The following is a 19,579-nucleotide window of genomic DNA, read 5'->3' as shown; positions in this document are numbered from 1 at the left end:
AAATATCGCTATATTGTATGATAATTATTCGCTTTTTACGGGAAGGTGCGCGTATTACGCGCACCTTCCTGAGGTCGGATAGACCAACCGCTTTTGCGAATATCAGTCAAACAGACCGGATACGGACTGTTCCTGTGCGGTTCTGTTGATAGCTTCACCCAACAGGTTGGCCGTCGACACAACACGAATGTTGTGAGCGGACTGCACGGACGTGGTTGGCTGAATGCTATCAGTTATGACGAGCTCACGCAGTTTGGAAGATGCGATACGCGCCACTGCGCCGCCTGATAGAACGCCGTGCGTGATGTAAGCTGTAACGCTTGTTGCACCGTTCTTGAGAAGAGCTTCAGCGGCGTTGCACAGCGTGCCGCCGGAATCAACGATGTCGTCGATGAGGATGCAATCCTTGCCATTGACGTCACCAATAACGTTCATGACTTCGGATTCACCTGGACGGTCACGGCGCTTGTCAACGATTGCCAGCAGACAGTCGAGACGTTTGGCCAGAGAGCGGGCACGAACAACGCCGCCAACGTCTGGAGATACGACCATGACGTTTTTCAGGTCATAGTGTTCTTTCACATCGCGAGCGAGGATTGGAACAGCAAACAGATTGTCCGTCGGTATATCGAAGAAGCCCTGAATCTGACCAGCGTGCAGGTCCAGCGTCAAAACGCGGTCGGCGCCAGCCTCGGTGATGAGGTTTGCCACCAGCTTTGCCGAGATCGGTGTGCGGGGCCCCGCTTTACGATCCTGACGCGCATAGCCGAAGTAGGGGAGAACGGCAGTGATGCGCTTTGCGGAGGACCGGCGCATCGCGTCGATCATGATCAGCAGTTCCATCAGGTGATCGTTCGCCGGGAACGATGTCGACTGAACGATGAACACGTCTTCACCGCGAACATTCTCGCTGATTTCGACGAAAATTTCCTGGTCAGCAAACCGCCTTACAGTGGCATTTCCGAGAGGAACATTAAGATACTTGCAGATCGCTTCGGCGAGATGCCGGTTCGAATTGCCTGCGAAAACCTTCATTGCGGCCCGCCTGTTACCATGCCATCGCGTGAGAGATCATAAGGATATACCTCGTGACCGGTGCGTTATTCAAGGGAAGGGACACCCGGCTCTAAAACGCCGCCGGACATGCCTTATTGCCATGCGCGCCTTAATAGCGCCGTTGGTCGTGAATGCAAGGGGTGAAGCGGATTTGCTCACGTTTTTCATGAATTCTTTTTGACAAAACTCACCCAGCGTTCGCATTGCGCCATGCCATGTACTCGTTAAGCGTTCTATTGGCGATGGATTCCATCGCGGCTGGTGTTACCGCCGCCCAAGGATCACTGCCTCTGCCAGACACACTTTCCTGTCCCTGCAGACGGTGCAGACGCGCGCCATTGTTATCCAGCACATCCCACACAAAGACGATCGTCACTTTGCCGCCATCCGGGAAGGCGGAGAAGTAACCTTTGAGAATATGGTCGCTTGCCGTGTCGTTGGAACTGCGGATCGTCAAGCCTTTGGCGCGGGCTTCTGCACCGAGTTGCCGTGACAGCGGTGTGACGGCCTGAACTGGCGCGCCGATGATGGGCAAAAATCGAATGCTGCCGGACGATGACGCGGGTGCCAGCGACGCGCTCTGCTGCTGTTGCTCCTGTTGTGGTGGTGGTGGTTGCAACTGCTGTTGTTGCTGAACAGGCGGCTGTGACGCTACCGGCTGCTGATAGTCCTGATATTGCCCGGCACCGTTAGACAGGGCTTGCGCCTGCGCATCCAGCGTGTTTTGTGGACGGTAGGTCTGCCGTTGCGGCGGCTGGTAAGCCGTCTGGGTGTCTGCGGCAGCAGAGGCGCGATCAAGATCGTTTTGCGTCAAGGGAGTGGACGATGGCTGCAGGCCTTCGCCAATACCAACTTGTGGCGTGAGTGCATCGGACGTGTTGCAGGCTGCAAGAGCGAATGTAAGGCCGGGAATGGCCAACATGGTCGTCAGCCGCCTCATACGCGGTTTTTCCTCATCGTCAGTCTCCGTCATCTTTGCCTTGCCGGATATCGGTGAGGATATCGTAACGAAGCACATCTGCCCGGCGGCAATGTATGGGCGTCAAGCCGGTTATGTCAAATCAACGGTTCTCTCATACTGCAATCAGATCCAGCGCATGGCGCGACAGCGAGACGGGGGCATCCGTTGTCGTCAGATAGGTCTGGCCGAGGGTCATGGCGATGCCGCTATCGGAATCCATGATGATCATATGCACGAACAGGGTCATGTCAGGCAGGATTTCCTGGGTGTTGCCGGCATGGAACATCTGGTGTTCCATCCACGAGGGCGAAAAACGTGCGCCGAGCGAATAACCGCAAGCGTTGAGGCGGTGCCGTGTCAGTCCACGCTCATCCATGATCCGGGCATGAGTATCGAACACATCGCCAAATGTCTTGCCCGGCCTCAGGACCTCTTCGATGGCAATGATATTCTCGTGGGAGGCGTTGTAGAGCTCCTTCTGTCGGAAGTCTGGTGTGCCGATGACGACGGTGCGCATCATCGCTGCGTGGTAATGTGCGCTTACTCCGGCCCATTCCAGTGTCAGCTGGTCTTTTTCCTCCAGAGTACGGCGGCCGGCCTTGTAACGGCAAAGAAGGGCGTCCTGTCCGGACCCGATAATGAACTCGTTGGCGGGGTAATCGCCGCCGCCGGCAAAGACGGCACCCTGCATGGCAGCCAGAATATCGGCCTCGCTACCACCGGCGCGGATCAGCGGAAGGGCAGCATCCAGCGCATCATCCGCCAGTTCGCCAGCGCGTTTGGCGTACACAATTTCCTCGGCGCTTTTGACAAGACGCAGTGCGCTGACCAGATAGGACGCGTCGCTGATCTGGCAGAAGGTGGCCAGCTGGTTATCAAGCAGCTTTGCGACGCGGCCGGTCATGCCATGGGTGTCATATTCAATGCCAACCTTGGCGCCGAGCAGATCCATTTCGCTCAGCAGGTTTTTCAGGTCCAGCGTCGGATCGGCGTTCAGCCTGTCCACCCATATGGTAATGTTCTCAATATTGGAGGTTTGACGGGCCTGCCGCAGATCCGCAGAGCGCGTCAACAGCGTCATGGTTCCATCGGACTTCACAATCAGTGTCTGGAAAAAGCAGTAGCCGAATGTGTCATAGCCGGTCAGCCAATACATGCTTTCCTGCGCAAACAACAAAAGCGCATCGAGATTTTCCGCTTTCATCCGCTCGATCAGGCGGGTGCGGCGGCTTTCGAATTCTCCTGTCGTGAAGTGCAGTGCCATGATTAGCTCTCCGTGATTGCAATTGCGGAAATCTGCCGACCGTAATCCGGCTCGGCGGCATGTGTTGTGCGGCGATAGGAGAAGAACAGCTCCGTATCGGGGTAGGTGCAGATGCCGAGGGAGTGCGCCTTTACGCCAGCGTTCAACAACCGGTCTACCGTCAGTCGCTGCAGGTCGAACATCGCGTGGCCGGGTTTGTCGGAGGCGTTGAAATAGGTCTGGTAGGCGGGATCGTAGCTCAGGAAACGATCAATGAATTCTGGCCCGACCTCATAGTTTTTCTGGCTGATCGACGGGCCAAGGCAGGCGATGATGTGTTCACGCCGTGCACCAAGGTCGACCATGGCTTCGATGGTGTTTTCCAGCACGCCGCCAAGTGCACCTTTCCAGCCAGCGTGAGCCGCGCCGATAACGCCAGCTTCGGGATCGGAAAACAGGATAGGGCCACAATCGGCGCTCAATACACCAAGCACGATACCAGGTGTTCTGGTTACCAGCGCGTCGCATTGCGGACGTTCGCCATCGAAATGGCTGTCGACGGTTGTCACATCTGGGGAGTGAACCTGATGGACGGTTGCAAGCCGTTCCAGTGGCAGGCCAAACCAGTTTGCGACACGAGTACGGTTTTCAATCACGGCTTCCTGATCGTCCTGCGAGCCGAGTCCGACATTCAATCCGCGATAGATACCGTGTGAAACCCCGCCTTGCCGGGTGAAAAAACCATGGCGTATGGCGCCATTTGAACCTGATGAGAGCAGGGTGCTTTCTATCGGCAGAGGCATGTGCTCATCCTGCATGATATCGGGTTTCCTTGATTGAATGCGATTGAAACGGGACGGGATGACCCCGTGATGACAAAACTCCCTGAATTCACCCTGGCGGGTGCCCGTGCAGTTTTACTGCTTCGTTTTGACGATGTTGAACAGCGTGAGCGTTCCCTGTCAATCCACCGCGCGGAATGGAAGCAGATGAAGGTTCGGACTTGAAATGGCAAGCACCTTGAACAGTTCCCCCATTCGTCCTGCACCTTCACCGGCCAGACGCGATACGGATTCCGTGATTGCCTTGGCCTGTTCGGGTGTTGCATTGCGGGCGAGGGCCGAGGCGCGTTCCGCTAATCCAAGCCCGTACAGAAAGTCACCCTGGTGCAGGCAGCCATTGATATGTACGCCGAGATCGCGCGCCGTTTGTGCAAGATGCTGGAAATCGACATGGCTTGTCAGGTCGGCTTCGCCAGGGTGATCAAGCGGCGGATCGAACTCATGCATGCGCAGCGCCTGCAATGTGTCGCCAAAACCGGTCACAAGGTGGCCGTAGTCGATGATCAGTGCAGTGCCGTTTTCGCTTTTTAACCGCTCGCAGATGGTAATCATCACGCTTTCGCGCGCAGGCGAGTATTCGAAAATCGTGCCGACAGGCTCTTTCTCCGGTGCAGGCGGTAGCAGGTCCGGATCAATGCCCGCTGCACCTGTGGTGAATGCCAGATTGTCGTCAGCATCCAGCCCGACAAGTCTTTCGCGGAAGCCGTGGCCTGTCTTAATGAACTGTCGGATCGGAATGGCGTCGAACAATTCATTAGCTGCAATCAACGTGAAGCCCGCCGGTACTTCATCAAAACTGCTGTGCCAGCTGACCTTGCCACCATGGGCCTGCAACGTCTGTTGCTGGATTTCGGTCAGCCTTGGGCTGGTTTCCACCAGGTGCACGGTGCAGGTTTCGTAAAGCGGCGGGGCGATGCGGGAGATCACGCGCAACATATCTGCCATCATGGTGCCGCGTCCGGGACCGATTTCAATCAGCCGCGTATTGGCAGGTGTTCCATGCCGCTGCCAGGCATGCACCATAAAGACGCCGAGCATTTCTCCAAAAAGCTGGCTGATCTCCGGGGCGGTGACGAAGTCGCCGGTCGGACCAAACGGCTCACGGGTCTTGTAATAGCCGTACTGCGGGTCGGCCAGGCACAGCGAAAAATAATCCGTTACACTCAACGGGCCGCTTATGCGGATCATGGACTTCAGGCGCTCTGCGAGTTGCGTCATCAGTTATGCCTTTCCGCTTCACACGTTGGCCGGTGCCAGACGTGCGCGCAAGATGGCCCAGATGCCGAGTGCCACCATGGGTGTGGAAAGAACCATGCCCATGGTCAACCAGTTCCCTGCGAGATAACCGAGTTGTGCATCTGGCTCGCGGAAGAACTCCACGAGGATACGCGATAGGCCGTAACCGGTGACAAAGATGCCTGTGACAATGCCAGGTCGTTTAAGGGCTTTGAAAACGTGGATGGCAACCACCAGCACGATAAACAGCACCAGCCCCTCCAGCGCCGCTTCATAAAGCTGGCTTGGATGGCGTGCAAAGGGTCCGCCGGTTGGGAAAACGACGGCCCAGGGAGCGTCGCTCAACCGGCCCCACAATTCGCCATTGATAAAGTTAGCGATGCGTCCGAAGAACAGTCCGATCGGTGCCGCAGCTGCAATAATGTCAAACATGCTCCAGACCGGGATTTTGTTGCGCCGTGCAAACAGGAACATGGCAATGGTTGTGCCGGTCAGGCCGCCATGGAAGGACATGCCGCCATTCCATATCTCGAAAGCGCGTAAGGGATTGGCTGCAACTGACGGAAAATCATAGACCAATATGTATCCGAGGCGTCCGCCAAGCACGATGCCCGCCGTTGCCCAGACGATGAAGTCATCAAGGTGGGCGACGGTGATGGGCGAGGTTTCGCCGGGCCACAAGGTGTTTTTCCGGGTGAGGTGACGCGCATAAAGCCAGCCAAGCATGATGCCGACGACATAAGCCAGTCCATACCAATGAATGGCCAAAGGCCCGAGGGAGATGGCAATCGGATCGATTTGCGGAAAAGGCATGATCGAAAGTGATGTCGCGGCTGGATACAAACTCATGTCCCATCAATTTGTTATTGTGCGGCAGATTTCCTGCATAGAAGTGCATTTATCCGCCGGGAGCCGGAAGATGGCGATTGAATAGGAACGGGTCAAGGCGATTTTTGGGCACAATTTTTCCCTGATATGCAACCGTGCCGCTGCTTTCGATTTTACTTGCATAGAGGCATGGGAGTGCCTACCTGAAATTCATGGTTTTTGCTGGCCGTTACGGCCCGGAAGGAAGGATGTTTCGTCATGAGTACAGGACCGAATCGTATTGTGGATGAATTCGCCAAGCTGGTGACGGATGCGGCAGGTGCCGCACAGAGCGTGCGCAAGGAAGTCGAGACCGCGTTTCACGCACAGGCAGACCGCTGGTTGAGTGGTCTTGATCTGGTCAAGCGCGAAGAGTTTGAGGTCGTGCGCGAGATGGCGATCAAGGCGCGCGACGAAAATGACGCTTTGCAGGCGCGCATCGAGGCGCTTGAGGCGAAAATCGCAGAGCTGTCCAAATAATCCTGTCGGGTCATTACCCGTTGATTCTGTTGAATGCCGGGCCGGTTTGGTCCGGCATTTTTGATTCCTGGGCCTCGTGCGGAGATGTCCACAGGCCGGTTTGGGCATTCGAATCTGTTATTTGGCGTCAATAGATAAAAAAATCTGAAAATTTTCCGGTCTGTGGACATTGGCGAAAAGTTCAATCGCCAGAGTCGGTTATGACTCTGAACTGATATCGCGTCACAACTTCTATCCACTGCCTATTCCGCAAATTAGCAAAGGAGGGGGTGGCAGCCGGACTCGGTCGTTATACACTGATTTTAAATGATGATTCGAAACGAACCTGGTAAGCTCCAGACAGGGTGACTGCGTTATTCTGGCGGCTCGGGCAATCGTCCCAAATGTTGTGTCGGGTGTATGTGTGAGTTTTGTTCCTTGTGTACGAAACTGCGCAATCCATTCCGGTTGAGAAGGTGCCGTATGAGCCTAGTGGAAATTGAAGCTGAACGTCAGACGAACCCGGTTGATATGATCGAGTTCGTCGCCTCCTTGAACGACTGGTCGTTCGAGCGATCCGGTGAAGACGAGATTGCCATGACGGTGGAAGGACGCTGGACTGATTATCACGTCTCGTTCTCGTGGATGGAACAGTTTGAAGCGCTGCATCTTGCCTGCGCTTTCGACATCAAGGTGCCAGAGAGACGGATCAACGAAGTCATTCGTTTGCTGTCGCTCGTCAACGGACAAACGTTGATGGGGCACTTTGATCTGTGGCGTCAGGAAGATGTCGTGATCTTCCGTCAGTCACTGTTGCTTGCCGGCGGTGCAGAGCCAACCAACCAGCAGGTTGAAGTGCTGCTTTCCAGCGCACTCGACGCTTGCGAAGCCTACTTCCAGGCATTCCAGTTTGTTGTGTGGTCCGGCATGGACGCAAAACAGGCCATGGATGTTGCGCTGTTCGAGACGGTTGGAGAAGCCTGATATGGTCACGACGGCAGGCAGGCCTCTCGTTCTTGTTGGAGCTGGCAACATGGGTGGCGCTATGCTGTCCGGCTGGCTCAAGAAGGGTGTCGCTGGCGCGTCCGTCGTTGTTCTCGATCCCAACCCATCCGACGCCATGAAACGGATGATTGCCGAGGCGGGTGCGACCCACTCGGTTACCCCACCGGATGGCATGACGGCTGGTATCGTGTTTCTTGCTGTCAAGCCGCAGCTGATGGATACGGTTCTGCCATCGATCAAGAAGCTGGTTGGCAGCGACACGGTTATCGTGTCGATCGCGGCCGGTAAAACTCTGAGCTATCTTGAGACGCAACTGGGTGCCGCCGCCATGGTGCGTGCCATGCCCAATACACCAGCCATGGTTGGTCGCGGCGTCACAGGCGCTTATGCCAACGCCGCCGTCAGCGAAGAGCAGCGCACTCAGGTTCACAATCTTCTCAAAGTCAGTGGCCCTGTTGAATGGGTTGCTGGCGAGGGCGATATCGATGCCGTCACCGCCGTCTCCGGCAGTGGTCCGGCCTATGTCTTTTATCTCGTGGAATGCATGGCGGAGGCTGGTCGAAAACTTGGCCTGCCTGCGGACCTCGCTATGCGACTTGCGCGAGAGACTGTCGCGGGGGCTGGTGAACTGCTTCATCAGTCCCCCGAAGACGCGTCTCGCCTAAGACAGAATGTGACATCGCCCGGCGGTACGACCGCCGCCGCCTTGTCGGTGCTGATGGCGCCGGAGGGCATGCAGCCGCTTTTTGACGAAGCTATCGCTGCGGCCCGTAAACGGGCAGAAGAACTGGCCAACTGAAGCGGGGCCCTTGCCCTGTCATTTTCGGGTTGGGGTTGCTTCATTTCACTGCGCAGAATTGTGGGTAGGATTTCATGTCTCAAGAGATAAACTACGCTGACTTTGAAAAGGTCGATATCCGCGTTGGAACGATCATTGAGGCAGAGCCTTTCCCTGAAGCACGCAAACCAGCTTTCAAACTCAAGATAGATTTTGGTGCCGAGATCGGCGTCAAGAAATCATCGGCACAGATCACCGTGCATTATACTCTTGAGAACCTTGTCGGCCGACAGGTGTTGGCGGTTGTGAATTTCCCACCGCGTCAGATCGGTCCTGTGCGTTCCGAAGTTCTGACGCTCGGCTTTGCCGATGCCAATGGGGACATCGTTCTGGCGGCGGTTGAGCAGCCTGTGTCGAATGGCCAGAAGATGTGCTGAGACGCACGTCTGACCTGACAAAGCTCTTATCCGTCCCGTGCCCAAGATCGCATACTGCTGTGTGTGTTAAGCTGGGATTCTGACGACAACACGAAGTCCGCCGAGCGGGCTGTTATCCAGCGTCACCTCACCACCATGGCTGATGGCAATATCCTTGACGATTGACAGACCAAGGCCGGTTCCTGATGAATTGAGGTTGCGGGCCTCATCCAGCCGGAAGAAGGGCTTGAACACGTCTTCGCGCAGTTCTTCCGGAATACCGGGACCATCATCATCAAATGTCAGAATAACGGATTTGGGTGCGTGGCGCACATCGACATGTAGCGTATTGGCATAACGCTGGGCATTGCCGGCAATGTTGCCGATAAGCCTTGCAAAGGCGTTGGGCCGGGCTGCGATCACATCACTTCCGTAGATATTGTAGGTCATGACCTTGTCGTGCAAATCGAAATCAATACGCAGTTTTTCCAGAACCTGTGAGATGGCCAGTTTGCCTATATCTTCTTCTGCGCCATCCCGGGCGAAGGTGAGGTAGGCTTCCAGCATCGACTGCATGTCATCGACATCACGGTCCAGTTCTTCGAGCCCGGCACTTTCGCCTGCCAGCGCCAATTGCAGCTTAAAGCGCGTCAGAATGGTGCGAAGGTCATGACTGACGCCATTCAGCATCGCCGTTCGTTGCTCAAGCTGTCTTTCAATACGTTCCCGCATCAGAATGAAGGCCAGACCGGCGCGGCGTACCTCATCGGCACCGCGTGGTGTGTACTGCATGATCTTCTGCCCCTTGCCGAAGCTTTCTGCAGCCTGCGCCAGCGACAGGATCGGCCGAATTTGACCACGCAGGAACAGGACGGAAATGCCGACCAGAACCAGGGAGGCGCCAACCATCCAGACAATGAAGATATGGGTGTTGGAGGCGTAGGCCTGGTTGCGGCGGGTGAAGACACGCAAGGTGTGGTCTTCAAGCTGGATACGGATTTCGACCAGTGAGCCGTTGCCATAGGTGTCGATCCAGAACGGCTTGCCGATCTGCAATGTGATCTGGTCTTCCAGAATATTGTCGAGAATGGAGAAGTATTGCCGGGGAAGCGGGGCGGGTAGTTCCTGTTTCGGTTCGATGTAGATGCTGAGATCCAGCTTCTCACGGGCAATCCGCACGATGCGTGCCTCATCGGCCTCGTCTTCTTCCGTCTCCAGAATTTCGATAATGGCGGCGATGTCGCGCGTGACCCCGGCAGACAGGCGCTCGGTTACCATTTGCCAGTGACGTTCCATCACAAGGGTGACGACAACAGCCTGCAGCAAGATCATTGGCAAGATGATGATCAGCAGAGAACGGGTGTAAAGCCCTGTCGGTAGCCAGTGCCGCAGCCAGCGGGCTGCAAAACGCCACCACGACCAGATGTTGCTGTTCTGAATCTTGTTCATGAAATCAAGGCTCGCCATGGTCGTCATAACCTTTCCGGCGTTCAGATAGTGCCTGCGTTTTGGGCTGGCTGGTTATATCAATCGATGCTCAAACGGTAACCAATGCCGCGTACCGTCTGCAAATAGACAGGATTTGCCGGGTCATCCTCGATCTTGCGGCGCAGACGGTTGATCTGCACGTCGATCGTGCGTTCCCCAACATCGGCATCGGTGTCTACCAACTCGTGGCGTGGAATGGTTTCTCCAGACCGCAGGGCAAACAGCAGCATGATGTCCTGCTCACGATCGGTAAGCCTTATCGTCTCAGGTCCCTTGCGCAGTTCCTTTCGCGGAATGGAGAAGCTGTAAGGACCAAACATCACCTGTTCGATTTTGGGTGTGTCTGGCGATGCATTGCGGCGCAGGATGTTGTTGATACGCAGCACCAGTTCGCGCGGGTCAAATGGCTTTGCAAGGTAATCGTCCGCGCCGGCCTCAAGTCCGGCAATACGAGCGTCCGCCTCAGACCGTGCGGTAAGAAGGATTACCGGCACGGATTTGTTTTCGTTGAGCGAGCGGGTGAGGGACAGGCCGTTTTCACCCGGCATCATCACGTCGAGGATCAACAGGTCGAAACGAATGCCTTCCATCTTGCGACGGGCTTCGGCCGCATCCGCCGCAACGGTGACGCGGTATCCCTTTTCGCCAAGGAAACGCTGGAGCAGTTCACGAATGCGGGCGTCATCATCGACAATCAGCAAATGTGCTGCATCGTCGGCTGCTGGTTGCTGCTTCTGCTCAGCCTTCGGCATGTCATTCCTCCGCTGCTGTCGGCGCTGGTGTCCGCATGCGTTTTAGAAACTCACGTATGAAGGTGCGTGCTTCCGGTTTCATACCATCAAGCGCATGGTCAATGCGACGGGATTGTGGTTCGCTGAGTGCCAGGGCAAGTTCGCGCCCGGTCAGTGTCGGATAAAGCCTGCGCTGGCGACGGTCTTCCGGACCCGTCATCTGACGAATGTAACCATCATCGATCAATTGCTTGAGAACACGCGCCAGGCTCTGTTTGGTGATTTGCAAGGTGTCGAGAAGGTCTGCCACGGTCATGCCCGGATGGCGGCTGACGAAATATACGACACGGTGATGGGCGCGTCCGTAATCCAGCTTTTCCAGAATAGCGTCAGGGTCAGACACGAAGTCCCTGTAGGCAAAAAACAAAGCCTCGATTGTTTCAAAATCGATTTTGCCTTCATCCACACTTGGAAGTTTATGAAGTTCCTTGGCGGCTTTTTTCAGCGACTGCGGTGGCACCGTATTTCCTTACATGTCCGGTCTTTCGAATCCCGGCAGATACTAACTGAAATTCGATGTTTGCGGGAGGATGCAATCAATCATTTTGTGTTGCCGTGCATAATATGCGGTAGCAACCACATCAATCTGTAAAGACAACTTTCAGTGACGGTTTCTGTGAGATGCCAGCCTTCTAGGTCCTATGGTTAAATGGAAAAAAGAGCGCGATCTCTCGCGCTCCATTTCCAGCCAGAAATGCCGTGGCGTTTATTGATAAATATAAACGATGCGGCGGCTTTCAGGCTCTACCAGTACGGGTACATTGTTTACGCGCACATAACGGTACTGGTAATCCGGGATGGCGATCAGCGGTGCTTCGGCCGGAACCGCGCTGCCGATGACAACGTCACCTTGGACCTCAACTTCCTGCGCAGGGTTCTGGTCGATGTAGGTGATGATGTTTTCTGGTGGTGTTATCGCATCGATATCCTCGACGCGACCCAGCTTCTCGTCACCTGGACCTGGCTGTGGCACGTTAATGCTGCTAGTTTTCTCAAAAGCGACAACTGGAACATCCAGTTCGGACATATGCTGCTCCAGAACGACTGGTGAACCTTCGTACATTACGTTGAGCTGTTCAGCGTATACCCAGCCGCGCATGCCGTTAATGTCCATGCGGCACCAGCTACTGCCTTCGAGGCATCCGTCAAGAACGCCGCTGCTGCCACGGGTGGCAAGGCCAACTTCTTCATATTCTTCGCCGGGGCCGGAACGCACCGAAATATCATCGGCGGTGGTGGCAACCATTGCGGCACTGGCTCCACCTGCCATCAGCGCCAAAAAGCTGCCGGCGATGAGTAGTTTGAGCTTATGCGTCATCATTATCACTCCGTTTATGACTGGGAATAGAACGCCTTTCCGCTGGGCCTGTTCCTGAAACTCGCGCATTTTTTCAGTAAGTTTCTGTTTTAGCGGCATTCTTTTTGTCTACTCAAAAGAGCTTGATGGTGGTTGTTGCAGCTACTGGATTGTGTGCTGGAGCGACCCTCCGTATACAAAGGCACCACCTGACCCAGAACCTTTGGAGATGATCATGGGAAAACTTCAGGCCGGGATTATTCCGGTGACGCCGTTTCAGCAAAACTGCACCATTCTGTTTGATGAGGACACCAAAGAGGGCGTGATTGTCGATCCGGGTGGTGATGTTGACGTTATTGTTCAGACCATCGAAGAAAACGGCATCAAGCTCAAGGAAATCTGGCTGACACATGGTCATCTCGATCATGCTGGTGGTGCCAAGGAGCTGAAAGAAAAACTGTCGCTCGATATTGTCGGTCCCCACAAGGACGATCTTCCGCTGCTCGAGCGCATTGAAACGCAGGCCGAGAAATACGGCATTGAAGGCCTGCAGAATGTCATCCCTGATCGCTGGCTGGAAGAGGGGCAGACTGTTTCGTTCGGCGAGCATGTATTTGAGGTCTACCACACGCCGGGCCACGCGCCGGGGCATGTGATTTATTACAACCGTGCGCAGGGCTTTGCCCATGTGGGTGATGTGCTGTTTGCCGGTTCTGTCGGACGCACCGATTTGCCCGGTGGCAACCATGATCAGTTGATGGCATCCATTCGTGACAAGCTGTTTCCGCTGGGCGATGAGGTCGGCTTTATCTGTGGCCACGGACCAGGTGGCCGTATCGGTGAAGAGCGCCGTACAAACCCTTACCTGCGCGGTCTTTGAAACACCCCATCACGCTTTCCGAAAACCGGTTGCGGTTTTCGGAAAGCGGCTGCTGAACAGGGGCGTTATAGGACACTGATGTCTGCGTAGAGGTTAAAGCGCAGGTCGCCAAATGCTCGCATAAAAAAACCCGGCATTCCTGCCGGGCTTCAACTGGACGGGAAAGTCGTCCTTTGGCTCAGCCAGCAATCTGAAGATTGACTGCTTTTGGGCCTTTGCCGCGACGATCAGGTTCCGTGTCGAAGCTCACTTTCTGGTTTTCTGAAAGACCGGACAGGCCGGAAGCCTGTACAGCAGAGATGTGTACAAAGATATCAGCGCCACCATTGTCTGGCTTGATGAAGCCGAAGCCTTTGTCTGTGTTGAAGAATTTTACGGTGCCAGTCTCGGCCATGCATCAGGTCCTTTTCGCTCTGCCTGTGTTCAGCGTCAGGCAGCATTTCAGTTTTGCCCAAAGGGCGTACGGCAGGCAGTTCTTGAATGGTGAGAAAAGGGACCTCCTTACTCACGAGAAATATATTTGAAGGTTTTCGTCCTTTAATTATTCCCCGTCCGGAGTTTTGGCGCCTCCGGTTCGCATATTATTTAGGTCTTCCCATGCTCGCAAATTGCCCGAACCGCAACAGAGTGCTGTGTTTATAGAAAATTGGCAAGCAAAAGTTTTTATCCGTTGTTTATTCGGATAGCTGTCATCTTATGGCTATGAATCACCGTGTGAGGCTTTTTTTCTATGTTTACGCTAACATCGGAAAAAGCATCGCGCCGTTCGGGATTTTTTATTATTTTACGCGCAAAAAGCGTAGTTTTTGGCGAAAAATCGAAAAAAATTAAAAATACACTTTTATTGCGTGTATACCGCCGACCTTTGTCGGGTGAACTCCGGTACAAGCTCCACAAGCAGTATGGTTACGAAGATCAGCGCGCATCCAATGTAACCAATGCCGCTCAAGGTTTCACCCAAAAACGCTGCTGCAAACATGGCGGCAAACAGTGCTTCTGATGACAGGAAGATCGCGGCCTGCGGAGCCGTCGTATAACGCTGTCCGATAACCTGCAGCACAAAGGCAAGGCCTGACGATACCAGGCCGACATAGAGGATTTCACGCCATGCGTTGGAAATGGCGTTGAGCGAGAAGGGCTCCATAACGGTTGCCATCAAGCAGCATAATATGGAGCACACGGCAAACTGGACGCAGGAGAGGGCAAGCGGTCGATTGCTCGTAGTGACGAACCGTCCTGCCAGCGTGATCTGGATTGCCCAGAAGAAGGCGCAGATAATCGAGAAGATATCGCCGCCATTCAACTTGCTGAAGGTGCCGCCGGATAACAGGAAAATCCCGCCCAACATCATCAGCGCGCCGGGCCAGACAATCCAGTGCGGAAAACGGCGATAGACAACAACAGCGATCACCGGAACGAAGATCACGTAAAGACCGGTCAGAAAGCCACTATTGGTAACCGTTGTTGTCACAAGGCCAATCTGCTGTGTAATGGCGCCACCGAGCAATGCGAGACCGACCAGGCCGAAGCCGGAAAGCTCCTTGCCGGTTGGCAGGCTTTTCATCTTGCGAGCTTCCATCAACGCAAACGGCAGCACAGCCAGCGCCGCAATGCCAAACCGCAGGCCGACGAACCAGAAAGGTCCGATATTCTGCATGGCAGTTGATTGTGCAACAAAACCGCCACCCCAGATGGCAGCCGCAAGAAGCAGAATAAGATTGGCCTGAACGCGCGTCATGATTGCCCAAACGATCCATAAGTGCGGGGAACCTGATAACGGTATTCAGCACATATATATTGCAGATCTGTGATTGTGATGGCTTGGCTCTATCAGGTCACAGAACGTCCGGCAAGCTGCCCTGATCGCTTTGATTTGGGGGCTTTCAACACGTTGCGTTTAATTGTGACACGCAACGTGCTGATTATTCTCAAAGCTCAGGAGGCGTTGGCGCGTGATACTCTTAAAAGAGAACCGTTGCTGTCATCGGTTAAGATGAGAAGCGCGCCATCGGGGGCAACGATAACGTCTCGCATACGGCCGTAATCGCCTTTCAGCATACGTTCTTCCGAGGCTACCTTGCCGCTGTCATCTCGCTCCAGCCGCACAAGCAATTGATATTTCAATGCGGTGACAAACAGGCTGCCATCCCATTCCGGGAACATGGCGCCGTGATAAACGGCAATGGCGCCGGGTGCGATCGAGGGATCCCAATAATAGTCAGGCTGTATCATACCTTCCTGTGAGGTCCCTCCAGGGAAGTCCTGACCGGAATAATGTTTGCCATAGGAAATGACAGGCCAACCGAAATTGCCACCGGGTTGCGGTATGTTGATTTCATCGCCGCCGCGGGCGCCGTGTTCTACCGTGAACAGTGTGCCGTCTTTGCTGTCCAAAGCCAATCCTTGCGGGTTGCGATGGCCAATGGACCAGACCTCCGGCGCACCTTCACCATTTACAGCATAAGGGTTGTCTGCGGGGACCTTACCATCTGTCTCGATGCGCAAGATCTTGCCAGCATGGTCCTTGGGGTCCTGAGCGCGATCACCATCACCCCGGTCGCCAATGCCGAAGAACAATTTGCCATCGCTGGAGATTGCGATCCGTGAACCAAAATGCTGGCCGGTGCCGGTAAAGCGGTTCATTGCAAATAGACGTTCAGCGCCTTCAAGGCGTGAATTGTCTGGCGACAGTTTTGCGCGGAACACAGCCGTGCCGCGTCCGCCATCACCATTGATGGAGGCTGTGAAATAAAGCGTTCTGTTTTCAGCAAATTTCGGATCAAGCGCGATGTCGAGCAATCCACCTTGGCCGCCAGCCGATATCGCCGGCAGGCCAGCAAGTGGTGCAGACGGTTTGCCGTCCTTGATGATCCTCATGCGACCGGCACGTTCAGTGACGATATAAGAGCCATCCGGCAACACTTCGACCGACCAGGGATTTTCCAGACCGGATGCCACAATCTGTACCGCAATGTCGGCTTTTTCGGTTTTTTCCTGTCTTACATCGTCAGCCGCATAAGAAAAGATGGGCAGCAGCAGGGAGGCGCTCGCAATCAGAGCAGCCAGAGGGAGGTGGTGCGCTGCGAATTTACCCAGTGTCGCGGAGGGGCGATGGCGGCTTTCCGTCATGGATTATCTCCGTTCAGAGCGTAACCCGTGGCAGGCATATAAGGACCGGCCAAGATTATGCATCAAAGTAAAATCTGGAGCGCCGGTCTTTCGTTCGATAATTCGAATTGCGCCCTGTGGTGTGGTGCCGGGCTAAATGTGCATTGCTTGTAAAAGGTTTCAACCTTTTGGTGTTCACGACTTGCTGATCGACAGAGTTTTTAGATCAGGTGCGGCCATTGACATGGTCTTTGGCAACGTCCTTCAGGCTTCTGCGTGCCAAGGCTGCCGTTCCGCTCATCATCAGCAGGAAAGAAGCAACAAGACATGCCATCAGCACAACACGGTCATTGAGGCCCTCAGACAGCGCCACTGCGCTTGATGGAACGGACTGCATGACCATCGATATTTCGGAGGCGTGGGCAGAGGTGGCAAGGCCAGCTGCCATGGTGACGATAACCGTCAGGGCTGCAATTGCCATCCACAACGAAAACAATGTTCTGCGTGTTCTTACGCGCTGTGCTGTCTGTTGATCTTCAATGAACATGTTTCGATTCCCTCTGTCTTATGAAGGGAATAAAGGCTGTGATGTGGACTGCTTGGCGACCGAATTTGGACTTTAACCCGCAATTATCATGGTCATATTGTGGCAAGCGGATTTTGCCCGCAAAATGCGGTCAATTCTTGCGTTTTCCAAAGGCCCTGGTAGGTCGCAGAATGCGACTTTCCACAGGTGTAACGTCCCGGTAGAGGTGCTGCTGAACCTGGTCGACACCGGAGTAGATGATCCGGCCGTGTTCATCGAGTTCGGGGAAACGCTCGTCAAAGGTGGTTGGTGCGAGTTCGGGGCGGGCCAGTGCATATCCCTGCATTAAGTTTACGCCGAGATCACCACAGAGTTCGACTTGCCAGTTTTCTTCCAATGCTTCGAAAACCGGCTCTATGCCGTCGTCCATGAACTGTCTGACGATGACCCGCAGCAGTGCGGCACCCGCCGAGTTGCTCATGAAGTCGCGCACCCAACTGGCTTCAAACTTCACATAGTCCGGCTTGACCAGTTTCACGCGCTCAATATCGGAATCGCCAGCGCCATAATCATCAATGGCAACGCGAAAACCAATAGCATGCATATGACTGGCGAAATCGGCGATCAGCTGGGTGTCCTCAGCCTTCTTGTCGGAGAACTCGCACACGATGCGATCAGGCGTCATGCCAGCCTCATGGGCGGCAAGGCGCATGCGTTCTACTTCCTGACGCATCTTTCCCGGTGTGCGGAAAAGGCCGGGATGAAAGTTGACGAAGATACGCGCCTTGCTGCGATCAAGATATCCTGTGTTGAGGATGTGCAGGGTCCGCAGCAGACTGTCGATCGCTTCAATATCAACCGGGTTCACCGAGGGGAAAAACTCGGCAGGCGATACCGCTTCGTCAGCCTTGTAGGGACGCACAAGACCCTCAAAGGAATCGATGTTCAATCGCCCGTTCCCCAACCGCCGGAAAATTGGCTGGAGCGCGGATTTCAGCACGAAGGGACCGTAGACTGTTGTCCAGGTGCCATCCGGTTCTTTGGCAAGATTCGAGAAAATGCTCTTTGGGGTCATCGGCCGCTACAATATCAGTTAATATTCGCTTCCGCGCTGGATCGTATATACGATATCGCTAAAGCGTTACCTGGCCGTTAAGCATCCAAAAAACAGCGATGCCATTATGGGCCAAGGGACCGAAAAATGACGTCAACCTGTCATATTGCGGTGCTTTTGCGCTTGAAAGCAGGGCAGTCTTTCGACATAGAACATGCCGCAGACGGTGACTTGAAGAGCCTCTGCCGATGTCAACTTCAATAGGACCGATAAAAATGGCCTTCCTTGCCGACATTCTCTCCCGTGTAAAGCCATCCGCAACCATCGCAGTTTCTCAGAAAGCCCGTGAGCTTAAAGCTCAGGGTCGCGACGTTATTGGTCTTGGCGCAGGCGAGCCGGATTTCGATACGCCCGACAATATCAAGGAAGCTGCCATCGACGCGATTAAACGCGGCGAAACCAAATACACGCCAGTTTCGGGTATTCCTGAACTGCGCAAGGCAATTGCCGAAAAGTTCAAGCGCGAAAACGGTCTTGACTACAAGCCAGAGCAGACAATCGTTGGTACCGGTGGAAAGCAGATTCTTTTCAACGCATTCATGGCGACGCTTAACGCTGGTGATGAAGTTGTTATCCCTGCACCTTACTGGGTCAGCTACCCGGAAATGGTTTCCATTTGCGGCGGTACACCGGTTTTCGTCAGCACCACGCTGGAAGACAATTTCAAGCTGAAGCCTGAAGCACTGGAAAAGGCGATCACGCCAAAGACCAAGTGGTTCATTTTCAACTCACCATCCAACCCTTCGGGCGCTGCTTACAGCCAGGCTGAGCTGAAGGCTCTGACCGACGTGCTGGTCAAGCATCCGCATGTCTGGGTTTTGACCGACGACATGTATGAGCACTTGACCTATGGTGACTTCAAGTTCGTCACACCGGTTGAAGTTGAGCCTTCGCTCTACGACCGCACTCTGACCATGAACGGCGTTTCCAAGGCCTATGCCATGACCGGCTGGCGCATTGGTTACGCTGCAGGTCCACTGCAGCTGATCAAGGCCATGGACATGATCCAGGGCCAGCAGACCTCCGGTGCGACATCGATTGCACAGTGGGCGGCTGTTGAGGCGCTCAACGGTACGCAGGATTTCATTCCGGCCAACAAGAAGATTTTCGAAGGCCGTCGTGATCTCGTGGTTTCGATGCTCAACCAGGCCCAGGGTATCAATTGCCCGTCGCCGGAAGGTGCGTTCTACGTTTACCCATCCTGCGCTGGCCTGATTGGCAAGACTGCACCGTCGGGCAAGGTTCTTGAGACCGATGAGGATTTCGTGTCCGAACTTCTGGAAACGGAAGGCGTTGCCGTGGTTCACGGTTCGGCCTTTGGTCTTGGCCCGAACTTCCGCATTTCCTACGCGACGTCGGAAGCTCTTCTTGAAGAGGCGTGCAAGCGCATTCAGCGTTTCTGCGCAGCCTGCAAGTAATTCTGTCTGATACCAAGGAAAAGCCCGGCCTTCGTGCCGGGCTTTTTCGTTTGTGATGTGATGTACATCAAGCGATGTTTGCACTTTTTGCTTT

At 54.6% G+C, this 19,579-nt stretch carries 21 protein-coding genes; 6 read left to right on the top strand and 15 right to left on the bottom strand.

The annotated features are described in order from the left end of the window. Nucleotides 1-102: 102 nt before the first annotated feature. The 6 genes from HGO37_RS02230 to lgt all read right to left on the bottom strand — a co-directional run bounded on the left by HGO37_RS02230 (nucleotide 103) and on the right by lgt (nucleotide 6,187). The gene (locus HGO37_RS02230) at nucleotides 103-1,035 is read right to left on the bottom strand and encodes a ribose-phosphate pyrophosphokinase (RefSeq protein ID WP_192488423.1); all 933 of its coding nucleotides are present in this window, start codon (nucleotides 1,033-1,035) and stop codon (nucleotides 103-105) included. A gap of 208 nt (nucleotides 1,036-1,243) precedes the next feature. After that, nucleotides 1,244-2,029 carry a hypothetical protein gene (locus tag HGO37_RS02225; protein ID WP_250981947.1) on the bottom strand — a complete coding sequence of 262 codons (786 nt, stop codon included), beginning with the start codon at nucleotides 2,027-2,029 and terminating at the stop codon, nucleotides 1,244-1,246. Between the two features lie 100 nt (nucleotides 2,030-2,129). Then, nucleotides 2,130-3,281, bottom strand: a complete 1,152-nt coding sequence (locus HGO37_RS02220; protein WP_250981946.1) for a M24 family metallopeptidase — start codon at nucleotides 3,279-3,281, stop codon at nucleotides 2,130-2,132. 2 nt (nucleotides 3,282-3,283) lie between these two features. Continuing rightward, entirely contained in the window at nucleotides 3,284-4,078 is a 795-nt protein-coding gene (pgeF, locus tag HGO37_RS02215; protein ID WP_250981945.1) for a peptidoglycan editing factor PgeF, read from the bottom strand. Between the two features lie 144 nt (nucleotides 4,079-4,222). Next, nucleotides 4,223-5,323: a class I SAM-dependent methyltransferase gene (locus HGO37_RS02210; protein ID WP_250982394.1), complete on the bottom strand. Its 1,101-nt coding sequence runs from the start codon at nucleotides 5,321-5,323 to the stop codon at nucleotides 4,223-4,225. A 15-nt stretch (nucleotides 5,324-5,338) separates the two neighbouring features. Continuing rightward, entirely contained in the window at nucleotides 5,339-6,187 is an 849-nt protein-coding gene (gene lgt / locus HGO37_RS02205; RefSeq protein WP_502941366.1) for a prolipoprotein diacylglyceryl transferase, read from the bottom strand. A gap of 237 nt (nucleotides 6,188-6,424) precedes the next feature. Here lgt and HGO37_RS02200 point away from each other — a divergent pair, with 237 nt between their 5' ends. The 4 genes from HGO37_RS02200 (at nucleotide 6,425) to HGO37_RS02185 (ending at nucleotide 8,884) form a co-directional block, all read left to right on the top strand. After that, on the top strand, nucleotides 6,425-6,685 hold the full coding sequence (locus HGO37_RS02200; protein WP_192488426.1) for an accessory factor UbiK family protein: 261 nt from the start codon (nucleotides 6,425-6,427) through the stop codon (nucleotides 6,683-6,685). Nucleotides 6,686-7,147: 462 nt separating this feature from the next. Further along, nucleotides 7,148-7,648: a type III secretion system chaperone family protein gene (locus tag HGO37_RS02195; RefSeq protein WP_192488427.1), complete on the top strand. Its 501-nt coding sequence runs from the start codon at nucleotides 7,148-7,150 to the stop codon at nucleotides 7,646-7,648. A 1-nt stretch (nucleotide 7,649) separates the two neighbouring features. Beyond that, nucleotides 7,650-8,468 (top strand): pyrroline-5-carboxylate reductase, encoded by an 819-nt coding sequence (proC, locus tag HGO37_RS02190; RefSeq protein WP_250981944.1) that lies wholly within the window; start codon nucleotides 7,650-7,652, stop codon nucleotides 8,466-8,468. 74 nt (nucleotides 8,469-8,542) lie between these two features. Next, nucleotides 8,543-8,884: a tRNA-binding protein gene (locus HGO37_RS02185; protein WP_250981943.1), complete on the top strand. Its 342-nt coding sequence runs from the start codon at nucleotides 8,543-8,545 to the stop codon at nucleotides 8,882-8,884. 66 nt (nucleotides 8,885-8,950) lie between these two features. On the opposite strand, the gene HGO37_RS02180 is transcribed toward HGO37_RS02185, so the two are convergent. The 4 genes from HGO37_RS02180 to HGO37_RS02165 all read right to left on the bottom strand — a co-directional run bounded on the left by HGO37_RS02180 (nucleotide 8,951) and on the right by HGO37_RS02165 (nucleotide 12,460). Beyond that, entirely contained in the window at nucleotides 8,951-10,330 is a 1,380-nt protein-coding gene (locus tag HGO37_RS02180; RefSeq protein ID WP_250982392.1) for an ATP-binding protein, read from the bottom strand. Nucleotides 10,331-10,389: 59 nt separating this feature from the next. Next, a complete protein-coding gene (locus HGO37_RS02175; RefSeq protein WP_192488430.1) occupies nucleotides 10,390-11,103 on the bottom strand; it encodes a response regulator in 714 nt (237 codons plus the stop codon). Between the two features lies 1 nt (nucleotide 11,104). Then, on the bottom strand, nucleotides 11,105-11,602 hold the full coding sequence (locus HGO37_RS02170) for a MarR family winged helix-turn-helix transcriptional regulator (RefSeq protein ID WP_192488431.1): 498 nt from the start codon (nucleotides 11,600-11,602) through the stop codon (nucleotides 11,105-11,107). A gap of 246 nt (nucleotides 11,603-11,848) precedes the next feature. Further along, nucleotides 11,849-12,460: a DUF1236 domain-containing protein gene (locus tag HGO37_RS02165; protein ID WP_250982391.1), complete on the bottom strand. Its 612-nt coding sequence runs from the start codon at nucleotides 12,458-12,460 to the stop codon at nucleotides 11,849-11,851. Nucleotides 12,461-12,674: 214 nt separating this feature from the next. Here HGO37_RS02165 and HGO37_RS02160 point away from each other — a divergent pair, with 214 nt between their 5' ends. After that, complete coding sequence (locus tag HGO37_RS02160; protein ID WP_250981942.1) at nucleotides 12,675-13,319, top strand: MBL fold metallo-hydrolase; 645 nt, start codon at nucleotides 12,675-12,677, stop codon at nucleotides 13,317-13,319. A 178-nt stretch (nucleotides 13,320-13,497) separates the two neighbouring features. Here HGO37_RS02160 and HGO37_RS02155 read toward each other — a convergent pair whose 3' ends face one another. The 5 genes from HGO37_RS02155 to HGO37_RS02135 all read right to left on the bottom strand — a co-directional run bounded on the left by HGO37_RS02155 (nucleotide 13,498) and on the right by HGO37_RS02135 (nucleotide 18,028). Next, the gene (locus HGO37_RS02155) at nucleotides 13,498-13,713 is read right to left on the bottom strand and encodes a cold-shock protein (RefSeq protein WP_003494703.1); all 216 of its coding nucleotides are present in this window, start codon (nucleotides 13,711-13,713) and stop codon (nucleotides 13,498-13,500) included. A 447-nt stretch (nucleotides 13,714-14,160) separates the two neighbouring features. After that, the gene (locus HGO37_RS02150) at nucleotides 14,161-15,057 is read right to left on the bottom strand and encodes a DMT family transporter (protein WP_250981941.1); all 897 of its coding nucleotides are present in this window, start codon (nucleotides 15,055-15,057) and stop codon (nucleotides 14,161-14,163) included. A gap of 197 nt (nucleotides 15,058-15,254) precedes the next feature. After that, nucleotides 15,255-16,448 carry a PQQ-dependent sugar dehydrogenase gene (locus HGO37_RS02145; protein WP_250981940.1) on the bottom strand — a complete coding sequence of 398 codons (1,194 nt, stop codon included), beginning with the start codon at nucleotides 16,446-16,448 and terminating at the stop codon, nucleotides 15,255-15,257. Nucleotides 16,449-16,653: 205 nt separating this feature from the next. Further along, the gene (locus HGO37_RS02140; RefSeq protein WP_250981939.1) at nucleotides 16,654-16,974 is read right to left on the bottom strand and encodes a hypothetical protein; all 321 of its coding nucleotides are present in this window, start codon (nucleotides 16,972-16,974) and stop codon (nucleotides 16,654-16,656) included. Between the two features lie 130 nt (nucleotides 16,975-17,104). Continuing rightward, a complete protein-coding gene (locus tag HGO37_RS02135) occupies nucleotides 17,105-18,028 on the bottom strand; it encodes an EAL domain-containing protein (RefSeq protein WP_275641676.1) in 924 nt (307 codons plus the stop codon). Between the two features lie 254 nt (nucleotides 18,029-18,282). On the opposite strand from HGO37_RS02135, the gene HGO37_RS02130 reads away from it, so the two are divergent. Beyond that, a complete protein-coding gene (locus tag HGO37_RS02130) occupies nucleotides 18,283-19,485 on the top strand; it encodes a pyridoxal phosphate-dependent aminotransferase (protein ID WP_250981937.1) in 1,203 nt (400 codons plus the stop codon). Nucleotides 19,486-19,579 lie beyond the last annotated feature (94 nt).

Origin of the sequence: Rhizobium sp. CG4, from assembly GCF_023701965.1 — a bacterium.
Lineage (GTDB): Bacteria > Pseudomonadota > Alphaproteobacteria > Rhizobiales > Rhizobiaceae > Agrobacterium.
Note: the sequence above shows the minus strand (reverse complement) of the source record. Positions and strands in the feature narration are given on the sequence as shown.